Source organism: Sporolactobacillus laevolacticus DSM 442 (genome assembly GCF_000497245.1).
Lineage (GTDB): Bacteria > Bacillota > Bacilli > Bacillales > Sporolactobacillaceae > Sporolactobacillus > Sporolactobacillus laevolacticus.
Genome location: NZ_AWTC01000013.1, coordinates 199,359 through 215,806, shown reverse-complemented (window position 1 = coordinate 215,806; position 16,448 = coordinate 199,359). Strand labels below are relative to the sequence as shown.

The 16,448-nt window shown below is 43.9% G+C and carries 12 protein-coding genes; 8 read left to right on the top strand and 4 right to left on the bottom strand.

Features of this window, described 5'->3' with window-relative positions:
- Positions 1 to 6 precede the first annotated feature (6 nt).
- The gene (gene nspC / locus P343_RS31930) at positions 7 to 1,143 is read left to right on the top strand and encodes a carboxynorspermidine decarboxylase (protein WP_023510954.1); all 1,137 of its coding nucleotides are present in this window, start codon (positions 7 to 9) and stop codon (positions 1,141 to 1,143) included.
- A 141-nt stretch (positions 1,144 to 1,284) separates the two neighbouring features.
- Here the strand turns inward: nspC and P343_RS31925 are convergent, their stop codons facing one another.
- Positions 1,285 to 3,525 carry a glycosyltransferase family 39 protein gene (locus P343_RS31925; RefSeq protein ID WP_152525306.1) on the bottom strand — a complete coding sequence of 747 codons (2,241 nt, stop codon included), beginning with the start codon at positions 3,523 to 3,525 and terminating at the stop codon, positions 1,285 to 1,287.
- Between the two features lie 76 nt (positions 3,526 to 3,601).
- Complete coding sequence (locus P343_RS31920) at positions 3,602 to 4,585, bottom strand: glycosyltransferase family 2 protein (RefSeq protein ID WP_023510952.1); 984 nt, start codon at positions 4,583 to 4,585, stop codon at positions 3,602 to 3,604.
- Positions 4,586 to 4,824: 239 nt separating this feature from the next.
- Between P343_RS31920 and P343_RS31915 the strand changes: the two genes are divergently transcribed.
- From P343_RS31915 to P343_RS31900, 5 genes are all read left to right on the top strand, one after another.
- Positions 4,825 to 5,523, top strand: a complete 699-nt coding sequence (locus P343_RS31915; RefSeq protein ID WP_023510951.1) for a response regulator transcription factor — start codon at positions 4,825 to 4,827, stop codon at positions 5,521 to 5,523.
- Positions 5,520 to 6,920 (top strand): sensor histidine kinase, encoded by a 1,401-nt coding sequence (locus tag P343_RS31910; RefSeq protein ID WP_023510950.1) that lies wholly within the window; start codon positions 5,520 to 5,522, stop codon positions 6,918 to 6,920. The genes P343_RS31915 and P343_RS31910 overlap by 4 nt, the downstream gene beginning before the upstream one ends.
- A 723-nt stretch (positions 6,921 to 7,643) precedes the next feature.
- Entirely contained in the window at positions 7,644 to 8,795 is a 1,152-nt protein-coding gene (locus tag P343_RS31905; protein WP_023510949.1) for a M20 family metallopeptidase, read from the top strand.
- An 81-nt stretch (positions 8,796 to 8,876) separates the two neighbouring features.
- Entirely contained in the window at positions 8,877 to 9,827 is a 951-nt protein-coding gene (gene rarD / locus P343_RS0119050) for an EamA family transporter RarD (protein WP_051384771.1), read from the top strand.
- A gap of 103 nt (positions 9,828 to 9,930) precedes the next feature.
- Positions 9,931 to 10,590 (top strand): helix-turn-helix transcriptional regulator, encoded by a 660-nt coding sequence (locus P343_RS31900; RefSeq protein WP_031264119.1) that lies wholly within the window; start codon positions 9,931 to 9,933, stop codon positions 10,588 to 10,590.
- A gap of 534 nt (positions 10,591 to 11,124) precedes the next feature.
- Here the strand turns inward: P343_RS31900 and P343_RS31895 are convergent.
- On the bottom strand, positions 11,125 to 12,282 hold the full coding sequence (locus P343_RS31895; protein WP_023510947.1) for an amidohydrolase: 1,158 nt from the start codon (positions 12,280 to 12,282) through the stop codon (positions 11,125 to 11,127).
- An 80-nt stretch (positions 12,283 to 12,362) separates the two neighbouring features.
- A complete protein-coding gene (locus P343_RS31890) occupies positions 12,363 to 13,613 on the bottom strand; it encodes a M20/M25/M40 family metallo-hydrolase (protein ID WP_023510946.1) in 1,251 nt (416 codons plus the stop codon).
- 573 nt (positions 13,614 to 14,186) lie between these two features.
- Here P343_RS31890 and P343_RS31885 point away from each other — a divergent pair.
- Both P343_RS31885 and P343_RS31880 read left to right on the top strand, forming a co-directional pair.
- Complete coding sequence (locus P343_RS31885; RefSeq protein WP_023510945.1) at positions 14,187 to 15,404, top strand: M20 metallopeptidase family protein; 1,218 nt, start codon at positions 14,187 to 14,189, stop codon at positions 15,402 to 15,404.
- A 17-nt stretch (positions 15,405 to 15,421) separates the two neighbouring features.
- Entirely contained in the window at positions 15,422 to 16,447 is a 1,026-nt protein-coding gene (locus P343_RS31880) for an ABC transporter ATP-binding protein (RefSeq protein WP_023510944.1), read from the top strand.
- The last annotated feature ends 1 nt before the right edge of the window (position 16,448 follow it).

Below are 16,448 nucleotides of genomic sequence, written 5' to 3'. Positions count from 1 at the left end.
TATTCAATGAATATAGATTTTAAAAGTGCCCCGTCTCCAAGCTATATCGTTGATGAGCGGCTGCTGACGCGCAACCTTGAAATCTTGAAAGACCTGGAGGAACGGACAGGCTGCAAGATTCTACTTGCTCAGAAGGCTTTCTCAATGTTCTCGCTTTATCCACTTGTTGGCCAATACCTGAGCGGTGTGGCTTCGAGCTCCTTTTATGAGGCACGGCTCGGACGCGAGGAAATGGGCAAAGAGGTGCATATTTATTCACCGGCATATGATGAAAAAGACTTTGCAGAGATTCTTAAGGTCAGCGATCACATCGTATTTAACTCATTCAGCCAGTGGGCGAAATTCAAAGACCAAGTGAAAAGCTCGCCTAAGCACATTGAATGCGGCATTCGAGTCAACCCTGAATATTCAGAAGTGGAGACCGGCCTTTATGATCCATGCGCCCCTTATTCACGAATGGGCGTGACCGAGGCGAACTTTGACTTTGAAGCACTTGACGGAATTGACGGGCTGCATTTTCATACGTTGTGTGAGCAGAATTCAGACGCGCTAGAGCATACATTGGCTGTGGTCGAGCGAAAGTTCGGCGACGCTCTAAAAAACATGAAGTGGATTAATTTCGGCGGTGGGCATCACATTACACGCAAGGATTATGATCTTGATCGTCTGGCACGGTGCATTACACGTATTAAAGAGAAATACGATGTGGACGTTTATTTGGAACCTGGTGAAGCAGTCGCACTGAATACAGGTTATCTCGTTTCCACTGTTCTCGATGTTTTTGAGAATGGGATGCCACTTGCAATTCTAGATACGTCGGCAACTTGTCATATGCCTGATGTTCTCGAAATGCCGTATCGTCCGGAGATTATTGGAGCCGGAAAGCCTGGGAAACGTACCCGAACGTATCGGCTCGGCGGCCCTACATGTCTGGCAGGCGATGTGATCGGCGATTATTCTTTTGATCGTCCACTTCAAGTAGGCGACAGAATTGTGTTCTGCGATATGGCGATCTATTCGATGGTCAAGAACAACACATTCAATGGGATTGCGTTGCCTGCAATAGCTTCGTTCAATGAAAAAGACGGCATTCGCGTCATCAAACAATTCAGTTATGACGACTTCAAAACTCGGTTGTCCTGATAAAATTGAGTGTTTTGAAGCATCAAATAGAATGAAAAAAACCTGAGCTTGCGATGATCACATCGCGGCTCAGGGTTTTTTATTAATGTAAGATATTGGATCCATACGTATTCTAATCGACTATTTTTTTTCTAATTGCTTTTAATAATCTTTTCGGCGTAGCTGTTCTTCTCTCATAATACGGATTCCGTTTTGAGACGTTCGCACTTGATTCCGTTTGCGGCGGATACGATCTGTTTCCGTTCCATCCATACTGAGCGAAACATAAGCGTACCAGATTAGCATCAGGATAGGAAGAATGAACATAATCCAGTAAGCGGTGCTACTGATGTAAGCGCCACTCTCAGTCTGATAAATCATAAATTGTAAGTCTTTCTTTGTGCTCGTCATATCGCTTTGAATCAAGCGGCCGTCAGGATAAGCATCACGTTGGTCATAGGCTTTTCCACTTATATTAAAGGTGAGGGCGGATCCGGGACTGCCTTTGATGCGTGTAATCTTAATGATTTCTTCGTCCCCGATTGCCGAATTTCCATGATTCACTTTTAATGTTACTTTGCTTTTTGCTTTAGTGACAGAAAAGTCCTTAGAAAAAATGACTTTGCCTGTCCGCATATTTTTGATGGTGGCGTGATACGTACCGGCGCCTCTAACATCTCGAATGCCAATGGATACGCGGTTATACTGGTCATACGCGAGAAATGTTTGAGTGATGGAATGACCAGCATCCACGGTAATACCTTTCTTGCCAACGGAGTAACGTTGGTCGACAATGTAGCTCTGTTGCGGTGATTTTGCCTGCGTATAATCAAAGAACCCTGCGTAAGCACACAGAAATACTGCAGCTAGCAAGCTGCCTGCTAGTACGAGTCTGAATCTTTTTCCAATCTGTACACCTTGGGGATCGTCTCTCTTTTTCATATTTAGAGCATGGACCAGCTCTTTAAAGCCAAAAACGCTGCCAAGTAAAATGAATGGTGTAAAGAGCATGCTATATCGCGGCTCTGCCTCCCAAACAAAGACATAGAAAATAAAATTTCCAAACAGACAGATCTGGATGAGCAGATTCAAGTCGACTTGCTTGGTTCGGAAATAGCGGAAGACAGAAACAAGCAAAAGAATGATGTTTACAAGATAGAACACCTGGATGATAAAGATCGTCAGCTGATTTTTATGATTAAATAAATACTGATAGGCTTTTGTCGGATGGCTCGACAGATGCGTGTACCAATAATAGCCATGAGCGCCTGCTCCCCAGGTTCGCGCAGTCTTGATGGCCCATAGCCGGGCGAGCCCGGCTATTCCGTAGGCCTTTACTCGCTTTTTAATTTCCAGCTGTTCCGCCTGTTTTTTTGAAGTCTGATTCGGCTGCAGTCGTGAGAGCTGATAGTCATGATGGTTGTAACCCCCATCGCGGGAAAATCCCAGCAAAATCCAGTTATAAGTAGGCATAGAAAGTGAAGGATCCTGAACATACCCGAAATGCCGTTCTACGCCCTGGGAAGCGAAATTGGTAGCACTGATCAGCATGCCGATGATGGCGAGATTGATCAGGACCTTCTTCCAATTCAGGACAAAAAACATGTAAATGGCTAATGCAGGAAGAAACAGGATCAGATTCGGACGGATCAGATAACCGATACCGAGAGCAAGCCCAATCAGCACAATGTAGCGAATCTTTCCCTTTTGACTGTAAAGATACCATAGATAAAGGAGGATAATGGGAAATATGATCGCAACAGTATCTGTGTAAAAATACATTGTGTAAAAGAACAACGGCAGACAGGTCAGCGCGATCAGCAGGAACAAACAGGCTGTACGGGCATCAAATAATTTTCCAACAAGTTTCCAGGACAGAAAGATACCGGCAAGCAGCATAAGTGCACAGAATGCACGATCGATAAGCATGTAATTTGATATATGTGCAAGACCAAACCCGCTGTAAAGAAAGTAGCGCAGCAGTGTGATCGGTATGTTATTCGGGTAAATTTTAAAATAAATACTGTCGGACGCATGTCCATGAGCAAGCAGATAAAGCGCCTCAACGTATGTGTGCCCGCCGTCAATAATCGGTGGAATAATCGAATGAAAAGTGATGATCATCGTTACCTCAAGCAGCACCATGATCAGGAAAATCCCTGCTGAGATTTTATTAATCGTCGGATCAGTAAATCTGACAAGCCAACGGTAGACAGCAAGAAAAAAAAGAATCACGATCAGTGCGAACATCGCCAGAGAAAGTGCAATTGGCAGAAGACCGGTATAATGTTGAAAAATCATCGGATAAAGAAAGCCGATCGCGAGTACGGCGAGAAAGCATGACGCAAATGCAATACTGAATAGCGTGATCAAGCTTTGTTTAAGTCTTAAAATTGTTGACACATCCCATCTGAACCCGGGGAGCAATTTCACGAAAGCCCCGGTGAAAGTTCTCAGATTTATTCTTTGACGTTTTTATTCAAAGCGCTTTTTGCTCAAAATGTTCATTTTTCGGTCTTACTTGCTGTTTTTCAATAATGTAGCGCGGACGATGCTTTGTTTCTTTGAAGATCTTGCCAATGTATTCTCCAATGACACCGATCGCAATAAGCTGCATGCCGCCAATCAGCCAAATCGAGAGAATCATTGATGTCCATCCGCTGACCGCATGACCGAGAAAGTGCTGGATAAGCGCGTACAAACCGATTAGGAACCCGATCCCGGCAACCGTGCCTCCAAGATAAGTGACCATCCGGATCGGTGCAATTGAAAACGAGGTGATGCCGTCAATGGCGAAATTCAGCATTTTTTTCAGAGGGTATTTTGATTCTCCTGCGAAACGTTCAGCGCGGTTGTAGTATACCTCGGTGCTCTTGAAACCAAGCAGCGGGATCATACCGCGTAAAAAGATATTTTCTTCTTGGTATTTCACAAATTCTTCAAGCACGCGGCGGCTGAGCAGCCTGAAATCAGCGTGATTGGGAACCGTTTTAACGCCGAGCCGGCTCATAACCCCGTAAAAAAGAAGTGCAGTGTTTCTCTTGAAAAAGGTGTCCGTCTCCCGTTTGTCGCGAACCCCGTAAACGATATCAAAGCCTTCCCGGTATTTGATCAGAAATTTTCTGATCGCATTTACGTCATCCTGAAGATCTGCGTCAATGGTGACTACGCAGTCGGAATAAGGAGTCGCTGTCTCCATTCCGGCAATCAAGGCGTTCTGGTGTCCAAAATTGCGGCTTAATTTCAGGCCGGTAACTTCTTTATATTCTTGTATATACTGATTAATGATTTCCCATGTGCGATCACTGCTCCCGTCATCGACAAACAGAATTGTGCTTCCCTGTGAGATCAGCTGTTCTCGGCATGCCCGTACCAAAACGGCACGAAGCCGGGTCACTGTCTCATTTAGGACGGCTTCTTCGTTATAACAAGGAACGACAATCGTTAGAATAGGTTCATTCATTTATTTTTTCCTCCTGAGATTTCTCTTAATCGATTTCATTCAAATTTGGTTACATTGACCATCTTAAACTTGAATTGTTACGTGGTAACAAAGGCAGTATGAAAATATCATGAGAATTTTCTCATTGAATTCTCATGCTGGATTCCTGACAGCTGTTTCTAGGAACAGTATAATAAGCAAGAATGAAACTGATTAAAGTAAGGGAAAATTTCTAACATTGGAAGAGATGTGCGTTCTCTATGAATAAGGCAAATATATTACTTGTTGAAGATGAGAAGAGCGTGGCTTCATTTTTGTCCACAGAATTAAGCTTTGAAAATTACCAAGTCGAGGAAGCCTATGATGGGGAGCAGGCTCTTGATCTGTTTCTTCAGAACGAATCAAAGTGGGATCTTGTTCTGCTTGATTGGATGCTGCCGAAACTTAATGGACTGGAAGTGTGCAGACGCATTCGAAAGAGGAGCCTTGTCCCGATTGTTATTATGACTGCACGTGATTATGTTGGTGATAAAGTGGCGGGACTTGACGGTGGGGCAGATGATTACATCACGAAGCCTTTTGATATTGAGGAACTGCTTGCCAGGGTTCGCGTGGCGATCAGACGAAAGAACAGTTATGAAGCGGCACCAGCGAGCCATGTGTATCAAGTTGGCGATCTGAGCCTTGATATTGAGAAACGAACCGTTGTACGCGAGGGAACGACCTTCAATTTGACACAGAGGGAATTCGATCTTCTCGCTGTTTTGATGAAGAACGAGGGCAAGGTGATGACTCGTGAAGAGCTGCTTTCTAAAGTATGGGGTTTTGATTACATGGGGCAAACCAACATTGTTGATGTTTATGTCCGCTATCTGCGGAATAAGATTGATAAAAATCAGACAACCAGTCTGATTCATACTGTTCGTGGGATCGGCTATGCATTGAGGACTGAAGAATGAGAAAATGGATGACTGCATTAAAATTAAATAAGAAGACCACACTTTTTCAAATGAATTTCTGGTATATTTTGATACTACTTTTAACAGCAGTATCTATCGGAGTGGCCGTTCTTTCGATTGTGAGTTATCAGCTATACAAAGACACCGAACATGAAGTGGAGTATGTTGAGAAGCAACTTGATATCGAGTCGAGAGAGAAACATCCGGATTGGACCGATTCCATTGAAAATATCTTTTATACCCAGCACCCCGACTTCTATGTTCGTATTAAAACGCCTGATAAAAAAACGATCTATTCCAAAGGCAGCGAGAGTATTACCGATCACAATCAATATATGATCAAGCTTTCTCTGTTTTCATCGATCTCTTTTAAAAAGAAATTTGTGCCCATCTACCACCATCGCGCATCTCATAATGGCTATATATTCGATTTGTATGTGCGGATGATCAGTATCCACAAGTTTATTGTTCTGATGGTCAAAGTACTTGGCATATGTGTTTTATTAGGTATTCTTATCGGTGCACTTGCGATCTATCAACTGTCCAAAAGACTGAGCAGGCCGCTTATGGATGTCACTAGGCTGATTAATCAGGTAACGCAAACAAACAACCTGAAACAGCGTGTGCCCGTGCCGGACCGCCCAAAGGAAGTGCACGAGCTTGCTTTGGCATTTAATCAGCTGATGGGACAGCTTGATGAGCAAGTTGAGCGGGAGCTGCGCTTCGTATCAGACGCTTCTCATGAACTGAGAACACCACTGTCGGCAATCCGCGGTCATGTTGAACTTATTCAGCGCCACGGAACCAGTCATCCGGAGCTGATTCAGAAGTCAGTCCATTTCGTTGACCAGGAATCCAAACGCATGCAGCGCCTGATTGATCAGCTCTTAATGATTGCCCGCTTGGACCGAAGATCAAAAGTGCTTGATGTCGTCAATCTATCGACGATCGCAGATAATGTGATCTCCGATTATGCGACGGACCTCGAACAGAAATTTTTCGTAGATATCACCGATGATACGTATGCATTGGCGAATGAAGATTATGTGCATCAAGTTATGGTATCTCTGCTTGGTAATGCGCGCAAATATACTCCGGCTGACGGATGGATCAAATTGATAATCAGAAGTGATCAGCAATACGCATATATACATGTCCAGAATTCGGGTACATCAATCCCCGACGATGAAAAAGAGAAAATCTTCACGCGTTTCTACCGGCTGGACAAAGCCAGAACCAGTGAGAATGGCGGATCCGGTCTTGGTCTCGCGATTGTCAAAGAATTGGTTGAGCTGGATCAGGGAACGATCTGGGTTGAAGATATCAAACCTGCCGGCAGTGAATTCATTGTCCGGCTAAATAAGAAAGCACCAGATGCAGCAAAATCGGAAGAATGAATGTTTATCTGAAAGGTATCAGTTGATTAAAGATCACAAAACATGTTTCTTGTCTAAGTTCAAGTTACTGATGACAAGTTCAAATCAAGGCTTTCTAAAAGAGGAAACCGCTGTTTCGTATATGAGACGGTAGTTTTTTTGCTTCCTGAGAAATTTTAACAAGGGACTGCAGAAATCGACAGAATTTTGCTATACTTGTCCATAAGGGTTATGCAATCAAAATGCCACGAGTTTAAAAAGAGAAAGAACACTATACATAAACATTTTTAAAATTGGCTAAGTTTAAATCTAATGTTGTTTTTACCCATGTATAAGCTGAAGAACGCGTGGTGCGAGACTCCTGCGGGATTGAACCAGTTAATACAGGCCAAGGGAGACCCCGCAGACGGCTAAATTGTTTGAGGAGGCTCCCGGACTGCCGCGGAAAGCGAGCACCGAAAGCGTTTAAAGACTTAAAGACCATATAAAACAACATCTAAGTTTAACAGAGCCTTGACTTCAAAGGGGGGATTGTTACTCTCGATTCGAAGAAATGAACGATGCACTAATCATTCTGAACATTTCTACGATTAAAAATGTTTTGCCTTGGCTTTTCGGAATGCCAAGTGCATCGTTATTCGTATATTCTTATGCGTTACGAAGACATAAGCCCCTTTAAAAGGCACAGTTATGCGATGGAACAAAAAAAGACGGACTTTTGTCCTGAGAAATGAGGTATAATTTATGGGTGATGAGAAAGCAGTTGACTTGCTAAAAGAACTATTAAAAATTAATACGACCAATCCTCCGGGAAACGAAGCAGAGGCGGTTGCACTGATTCAACCGATCTTTGAAAAGGCAGGAATTGATACGGAGATTGTGACGTATGGAGAAAAACGCGAGCAGCTGATTGCGACATTCAAGGGGAGCGAACCGGGAAAAGTGCTTGCTTTTACCGGTCATCTGGATGTCGTTCCGGTGGGAGAAATTCCATGGGATTATGATCCGTTTGGCGCTGAAGAGGCCGACGGGAAGATTTATGGACGCGGCGCATCGGACATGAAAAGCGGTCTGGCGGCGATGATTGCTGCGATCATTGAATTAAAAGAAGAAAAGGCACCGCTTAAAGGTACGCTTAAATTTATCGCAACGGTGGGTGAAGAAACCTCCTCAATTGGTGCTGAGCAGCTGGTTAACGGCGGATACGCGGATGATCTGGATGCCGTTTTAATCGGCGAGCCGACAGGCAATGAACTGTCCATTGCTGAAAAAGGAGCACTATGGGTACGGTTGACAACAATTGGCAAGACGGGACATGGGTCAACTCCTAGTCATGGCATTAACGCGAATGAGCATATGATTGCGATACTCTCAAAATTCCAGTCCGAATTTGAATTTGACTATGAAGCCGATGATCTGCTTAGCGCGCCGACCTCAAGTATCGATGTCATGCATGGGGGCGCTGGAACGAATGTCATTCCTGATAAATGTACGGTAGAAATTGACATGCGTACACTGCCTTCACAGAATCATAAAGACATCATTGCTGCGATTCACAAATTGATCGATTCAGTTCGAGAAGATATTCCAGAGTTAAATGCATCAATTGAAATCATTAACGATATGCATCCGGTCAAGACGCCAAAGGATGACAGCTTCGTTCAAAGTCTTGTTAAAGTGATTGAGGACGTGCGCGGCAAGAACATTGAACCATACGGTTTTTCGGGATATACAGACGGCGCGTTCTTTTCACAAGTGAATAAAACATTCCCGATCGCGGTAGTCGGTCCCGGCTATCCGCCTGTTGCACATCAGCCCAATGAATATGTAGAACGTGCGCCATTTTTTGAGTCTATTAAAATTTACAAGAAAATCGCACTGGATTTTCTGAGCTGATAAGGGTGTTTGGTTTATGGATAGAGCGTTAAGCCGGCGGGTTTTTTATTCTGGGTTTACTTTTACCTCAGGGGGATGCAGATGATGAATCCTCATGATGAAAAACGTATGCGTTCAGGCGTTCTTTATACTTTTTCTGCTTTTTCAATATGGGGATTTTTGACTTTATATTGGAAATGGCTGGGATCAATTTCCTCGGCCGAAGTGCTGGCCCATCGTATTGCTTGGGCGTTCGTATTTATGCTTGTTGTGATTTCAGTACGTAGGGAATTCGGAGCCTTTCGCGCGCAAACAAAATGGCTTATTCACCAACCGAGGCAGTTGCTTGTTGTGACGGCAAGTTCTGTGTCGATTAGTGCCAATTGGATCATTTATGTGTGGGCGGTTGCTCATGAACACGTAATTGAAGCGAGCCTGGGACTGTATATTATCCCTCTGGTCAGCATGCTGATGGGCATCCTTTTCCTGAAAGAGCGGACAGGGGTGTGGGAGATCAGCTCAATCATTCTTGCTGTAATCGGTGTTTTGGTCATGACGGTCAGGTATGGACACATTCCATGGCTAGCGTTGTCCCTCGCCGCCACTTCAGGTGTATACAGCCTATCCAAGAAATTTGTCGTTTTTGAAGCGTATGTCGGAATGACAATCGAAACTATGCTGATGGTGCCATTTGCCGTCGTTTTCCTGATATTTGATGGGTTTCAATCGCCTGCTTCCGTACACTATTTTACTCAGGTGACCGGACTGCTTCTGATCGGTGCGGGTATTCTAACTGCGCTTCCTTTGATCTGGTTTGCAGAAGGTGCAAAACGGATACCGTTGACGATGATCGGCTTCTTTCAGTATATGACCCCATCAGCAGCATTTCTGATCGGATTGTTTATTTTTCGGGAACCGATTGATCGCATCCAGCTCTTATCTTTCATTTTTATTTGGCTGTCTATAGTCGTCTACGCCTGGAATGAACTCACGAAAAGTGCTGCAACGAAATCGGCCTGCGAACCAATCCGAGAAAAGCATCTTAGCGACTGATTCATTGACAAGTATGTGCTGGTATTAGAAAATAAACATAACTGATTTATTATTGCGATAATTATTTTTTTTTTGCGATTTGAAATGGTAGGGCGGTGGTTTTATTAACGCGGAATTAGAAAGGTTCAAAGATCTGGTCGCTTTTCTTGGAGAAGTGCTTGGCGACGATATTGAAATCATTCTTCACGATGTCACCGACCTTGAAAATTCAGTTGTGGCGATCAGTGAAACGAATTTGAGCGGACGTGAAATCGGATCTCCAGTTACGAATCTGATTTTGAAGATGCTGAAAGAAGGACGTGCACAGAATAAATCGTTCATCACCAATTACGAGGGTGTTGCCAAAGACGGAAAGGTTCTACGTTCATCTACTTTCTTCATTCGAAACGAAAATAATGAGATTATCGGCATGCTCTGTATAAATATTGACTACAGAAAAATGGAGCGTGTGATCGATTACTTAAGCAAATTTGTCGGCGTGCAAAAAATTGCTGAAAAGAAAACCGCGCCAACCGTTGAGCACCTGAGCCCATCTATTGAGGATCTTGCGAAAGCAAGCATTAAAGAAATTGTAGGTGGAGTAAACATTCCACCTGAACGCATGTCTCAAGAAGAACGATTGGAAATTATTGAAAAACTGAATGAGAACGGAATTTTTCTCCTCAAGGGCATTGTCAGTATTGTTGCCGAAGAATTGTGTACCTCTGAAGCATCAATCTACCGATACCTGAGCAAGGTGAAAAAAGTACACGGCAGTGTGTGAAATCTATAACACTTCAACAAAAAGTCCTGAAGGGACCGAAAACGGCCCTTCAGGACTTTTTTGCGAGAAAGGTAGGGACTGATTCAACACTCAGGCTCCTGGAATTTTAGGTTGAAATACCAGTGTATTAACGAATGAATAAAAAGTAGTAACCAGTCCCAGGGAAATTGTAAATAAACGCTTGAAGTAGCAACGAAAATACGAAGTAGTAACGAACGAGTAAAAAGTAGTAACTAATTCTGGAAAAGTAGTAACTAATTCTGGAAAAGTCGTAGCAAATCGATCAAAAGTTGTAGTGAAATTCCGGAGTTCAAACAAACACGCAAAGTTAGACCGAACGAGAAAAAAATAGAGCCGAAATACGATCCCCTGCTGCGCAGCAATAGTCTTGATGAGCGAAATATTGATATACAAAAAAACCGGACTTTTTACCCGGCTTTTCAAATATAAATCTGTTCATTTCTAAATCATTGAATGCTGTGTGTATGCTTGATTAAGGTTATTCGTTCCATAACGTCGTTTTTAGCAAAGAGATTAGAGATCAGATACTTTTTTCAGCATGTCGGCCGCCAGGTTTGCGAAGAATTTCGCACTTGGCAGGATCGCTTTTTCATCGATGATCAGATCCGGGTGATGAAGTCCTGAATTCCCGGATACACCCATGAAGAAAAATGCCCCAGGAATCTTTTTCATATATTCTGCAAAGTCTTCTCCTGCGGAGGATGGAATTGGGGTAATGACATTCAGTCCTGAAGCTTTGGCTGTATCAACAGCCCAATTCGTCAGTTTTTCGTTATTGATCAATGCAGGACCAAGTTTTGTATAATGCAATGTGCCTTTTGCACCTAATCCGGCAGCTACTCCTTCGACAACACGTTGCATTTTTGCCGGTATTTGGTCACGGACATGTTCCTGGAAAGTGCGCACGGTACCTTCCATTTGTGCGGTTTGCGGAAGCACATTCCATGTGTTGCCGGCTTCCAAACGTGTAACGCTGATAACTGCATTGTTTAATGGCGAAATGTTTCGGCTTACAATCGATTGCAGAGCTGTGATGATGTGAGAGGCTACGAGAATAGAGTCGATCCCCTTCTCAGGAGCGGCAGCATGTGAACCTATGCCTTCGATATCAATGGTGAATTGATCAACACCGGCCATTAAGGCACCAGGTTTGATGCCAATTGTACCTGTTGGAATATGTGGCATATCGTGCATGCCAAAGATCGCCTGCACGTCATCGAGCACTCCGGTTTCTAGAACTTTTAGAGCTCCGCCTCCGTTTTCTTCGGCAGGCTGGAAGATAATTTTGACCGTTCCTTCAAGCTCCGCTGCACGTTCATTCAGCAACAAGGTTGCGCCGAGAATAGACACGGTGTGAAAATCATGGCCGCAAGCATGCATTTTTCCCGGAACTTTTGAAGCGAAAGGCAATCCTGTCGTTTCTTGAATAGGCAAGGCGTCAATGTCTGTGCGCAGGCAAATGACTGGTCCCGGTTTTCCACCACGGATAACGGCGAGCACGCCTGTCTCTAAGGGAAGATTAAGCATTTCAACGCCAGCTTCTGAAAGCCATCTCTTCAATGCTTTGGTAGTTTCATATTCTTCAAAAGCCAGTTCAGGATTTTCATGCAGCTGGTGGCGACACTCAATCAACTTTTGTTCTAATTGTGTGTCATCAAGGGTCTTTGTCAATGGTAAGTCTCCTTTGTTTCAGCAGTTTAGTCATTTAGTTATTTAATCTATTAAAGCCGCAGGGTACGGTTTTAAGCAATTTATTGAACAGGTGGCAATAGTACGGATGGTGATTGATTACTGATACCTGAGAAAGCAAGCATGATGAGTAGAACCGTCTGCGCACCGAGATAAGCTTTTTCAGGATTATAAAATTCTTCAAGAGTATGCTCACCCCCGCATTCACCCCCGCCACTTAGGGTAAGTGCCGGAATGCCCAGGTTGATCGCAACGTTAGAGTCGGTACTCATGGGCTTGAAAACAGGTTCCAGATGGAAAGCGCGAATGACAGCTGTAGCAGCCTGAACGGCCGGGGCGTCTGCTGGTTGAGCACCCGCCGGACGATCTCCGACTTGTTCGATAAATGCCTCAATAAGATCCCCATTGTTCCATCGCGCGTTTTCATCTTTAACTGCCTGGTGAATGTATTGCATTGCCTTATCTTCCAGTTCGCTTAGAGCTTCTTGGGATACCGATCGCATGTCCAGCCCCATTGAAGCTTCTTGTGCAATCGAGTTAATGGAAGTTCCGCCGCTAATCGTTCCAACGGTAAAGGTGGTTACCGGGTCTGAAGGAACAGTAAGATCACTGATCGCTGCGATGGCCCGTCCGAGCGCATGAATGGCGCTTGGTAATCCGAACTGCCCAAAGCTATGCCCGCCAGGTCCTTTAAACGTAATCTTATAGCGGTGGCTGCCTACTGCGGTTGCTGTGACCCGTTCAGGGGTACCGGGTTCTACCGAAAGAAATCCACCGATATCTTCTCGCTCTCTGAAAAGTGCCTTGACCCCGCGCAGATCGCCAAGACCTTCTTCGCCGACTGTGGCGACAAACAGGAGTGTGTGTAGAGGCTTGATTTCTGAAGCTTGGATGGCGCGTATTAAAGTCAGAAGCACGGCTAGCCCTCTGCCGTCATCAGAAATTCCCGGAGCATAAACGATTCCATCTTTAATCACTGGGTCAACCTTTGTACCTTCAGGAAATACAGTATCAAGATGTGCAGAAATGACAATCTTCTTCTCATCCGCAGTTCCGGGAATAAAGCCGAGCACGTTGCCTTCAGCATCAGTATGTACGTCTTTTAATCCAAGTGCCTGAAAACGGCCGGCTATCCAGACACCTTTTTTCGCCTCTTTGAACGGGGGAGCGGGAATCGACGTCAGCTCAATTTGTTCAGCGGTGGTCGCTTCATTATCTGCAGCGAGAAAGTTCATAGCTTCATTGACTGTGGGAAGTGTCAGCAAGTCGCTGATCACTTGATCATAGTTAAGAGATTTGCTCTGACCATCCATCGTTTTTTCACTCCTAAACATGTATTTGAACGTGTACTATTAGAAATTATAAAACTTTCTTTAAAAAAAAGCTTGGCAAAGGCAAGTTTTTATTTAAAATGGTGTTCAAAAAGTCCGGGAAAAATTGCTGTCGAATCTCTGTGTCAACTTGTTTCTTCGCTCCTCACGTATTGTTTGCATACGCTCCGGTGCTCGAAACGGCGTTTCCTTGATCTTCTCGGCCCTTTTTGTCCTCCTTTTTGAACAAACTCTTTAAGAATACGCTCCGTTTAAATTTTGAACAATTTGTGTATTGTCAAATTCGAAATAATTTATTATTATTGTAATAAATTCTATCATACACCAAAATTTGACGAAAAAAAATGATGAAAAATAAATAAATTGAATGAAAAAGCAGCTGGAATGTCAGGTTAGTTGACAAATGAACGTGAAAAACGTTTATTATTTTAATAATTTTTTTGACTAATGGTGTGTGCTCATTTATAATGGCTTTATAGATTTGATGAATTCTGAAAATACAATATTGTGTCATTCTTGTTATTTATTATTACTTTCTAAGCAGGAGGTCAGAAAATGAACGCTTCATGGTCTGACGATTTGGAAAATTCTTTTGATACGATGGTTGAATGGCGAAGATTCCTTCACCAGCATCCCGAGCTGTCTTATCACGAGACAGAAACATCGGCATTTATCCTGGAGAAACTGAAAAGTTTTGGTATTACAGATATCAAAACACATGTTGGCGGTTATGGAATTGTAGCCAGAATTCATGGAGCAAAACCCGGTCTTACCGTTGCGCTACGCGCAGACTTCGACGCGCTTCCAATTAACGAAGAGACGGAAGTTCCCTATAAATCGAAAGTTCCGAATGTCATGCATGCATGCGGACATGATGGGCATACGTCAACATTGCTTGGCGTTGCAAAAGTGATTCAAGAGCACCGTGAGGAATTAGCAGGGGATGTTGTACTCATCCATCAACCCGCTGAGGAATATCCTCCGGGCGGAGCTCAGGCGATGATCAAGGACGGCTGTTTGGACGATGTGGATCTCGTATTTGGCACACATCTTTGGAGCACCGAACCCTTTGGCACGATTGGTTACCGCAAGGGTTATTTTATGGCTTCCGCGGATTACATAAAAATCAGTATCCAAGGAAAAGGCGGACATGGCTCCGCACCGCACCTTTCTGTTGATTCTGTTGCGGTTGCATCTCAAGTTGTTAATCAACTACAACTCATTGTAAGCAGAGAAGTAGATCCTCAGAAAGCTGCGGTTGTAACGATCGGCAAGTTTAACGCAGGTGTCGCACCAAATGTAATCGCAGATACCGCTGTATTGGAAGGAACCGTTCGGACCTTTGATCCGGCTGTTCGTGAAAAAGTGAAAAAAGAATTATCGGTGATTGTTGAAAACGTCTGCTCCGCCTTTCATGCGCAGGGAACCGTTGATTATGTGACCGGTTATCCGGCTGTATATAATCATGAAAAAGAGACAGATGTTTTTAAGCATGTCATGGATCAGACTTTTGGCGAAAATGTAGCAAGAGAGATTGCACCGCAGATGGGCGGGGAAGATTTCTCACATTTTCTTCTTAAAAAACCGGGCGTGTTCTGGTTTTCCGGTGCCGGCAATCCGGAGGTTGGCGCAAGTTACCCGCACCATCATCCGAAATTCAATTTTGATGAACGCGTCATGCTTGTTGCCGGAAAAGCGTTCCTCTCATTAGTAGACAAATACCTTTGTGAAAAGGAAGCTCCGAAATTAACCAATGTGGCTTTCGGAAAATAATAAGGAGGGACAGCGTTTTGGGCGAACTCTTAAAGGTAGACAAAATTAAAACCCAATTTCAAACGGAAAAGGGCCCTGTTACTTCCGTTGATGAAGTGAGCTTTGATTTAAAAGAAGGAGAAACGATCTGCCTTGTCGGTGAATCAGGCTGCGGAAAATCGGTAACCTCGCTTTCCATTATGCATCTGCTGGATCGAAACGGTTCTGTAACTGAAGGCTCGATCCTTTTTGAGGGAAAAGACCTGGCAAAAGCGACCGAAGCAGATATGCGAAAAATTCGCGGTAATAATATTTCAATGATTTTCCAAGAACCGATGACTTCACTCAATCCAGTTCTCACAATTGGTGATCAGTTAACCGAGGGAATCCGGCTGCATATGAAATATTCCAAGACTGAGGCAAGAAAATATGCAATCGACATGCTGAAAAAAGTAGGCATTCCAAGAGCTGAAGGAATCATCGAGGAATATCCGCACAAGCTGTCAGGTGGTATGAGGCAGCGTGTCATGATCGCGATGGCACTTAGCTGCCGACCGAAACTCCTCATTGCCGATGAACCGACAACCGCTTTGGATGTGACGATTCAGGCTCAGATTCTGAATTTGATGAAGAAATTGCGTGAAGAATCAAATACAGCGATCATTCTGATTACACACGACCTCGGTGTTGTTGCCGAAATGGCAGACAAAGTAGCTGTAATGTACGCCGGTCAGGTTGTTGAAGAAACTGATGTGTACACACTGTTTGATAACCCGAAACACCCATACACACTCGGCCTGATGAAATCCATTCCGCATATTACCAATCCGGATGATATGAGACTCGACTCGATTCCTGGATCGGTACCTAGTGTGCATAACATGCCGAAGGGCTGCCGTTTCTATGACCGCTGCCCGCATGCAATGAAGCGTTGCCTTGAAGAAAAGCCTCTGCTTAAACCAATTGAGGATAAGCAATCACATAGCATCCGCTGCTTTTTGTATGAAAAAGAAGAGCAAGACTATGAAAATAAGAAGCTAGCAGAAAAGGAAGTGAGTTCTTGAA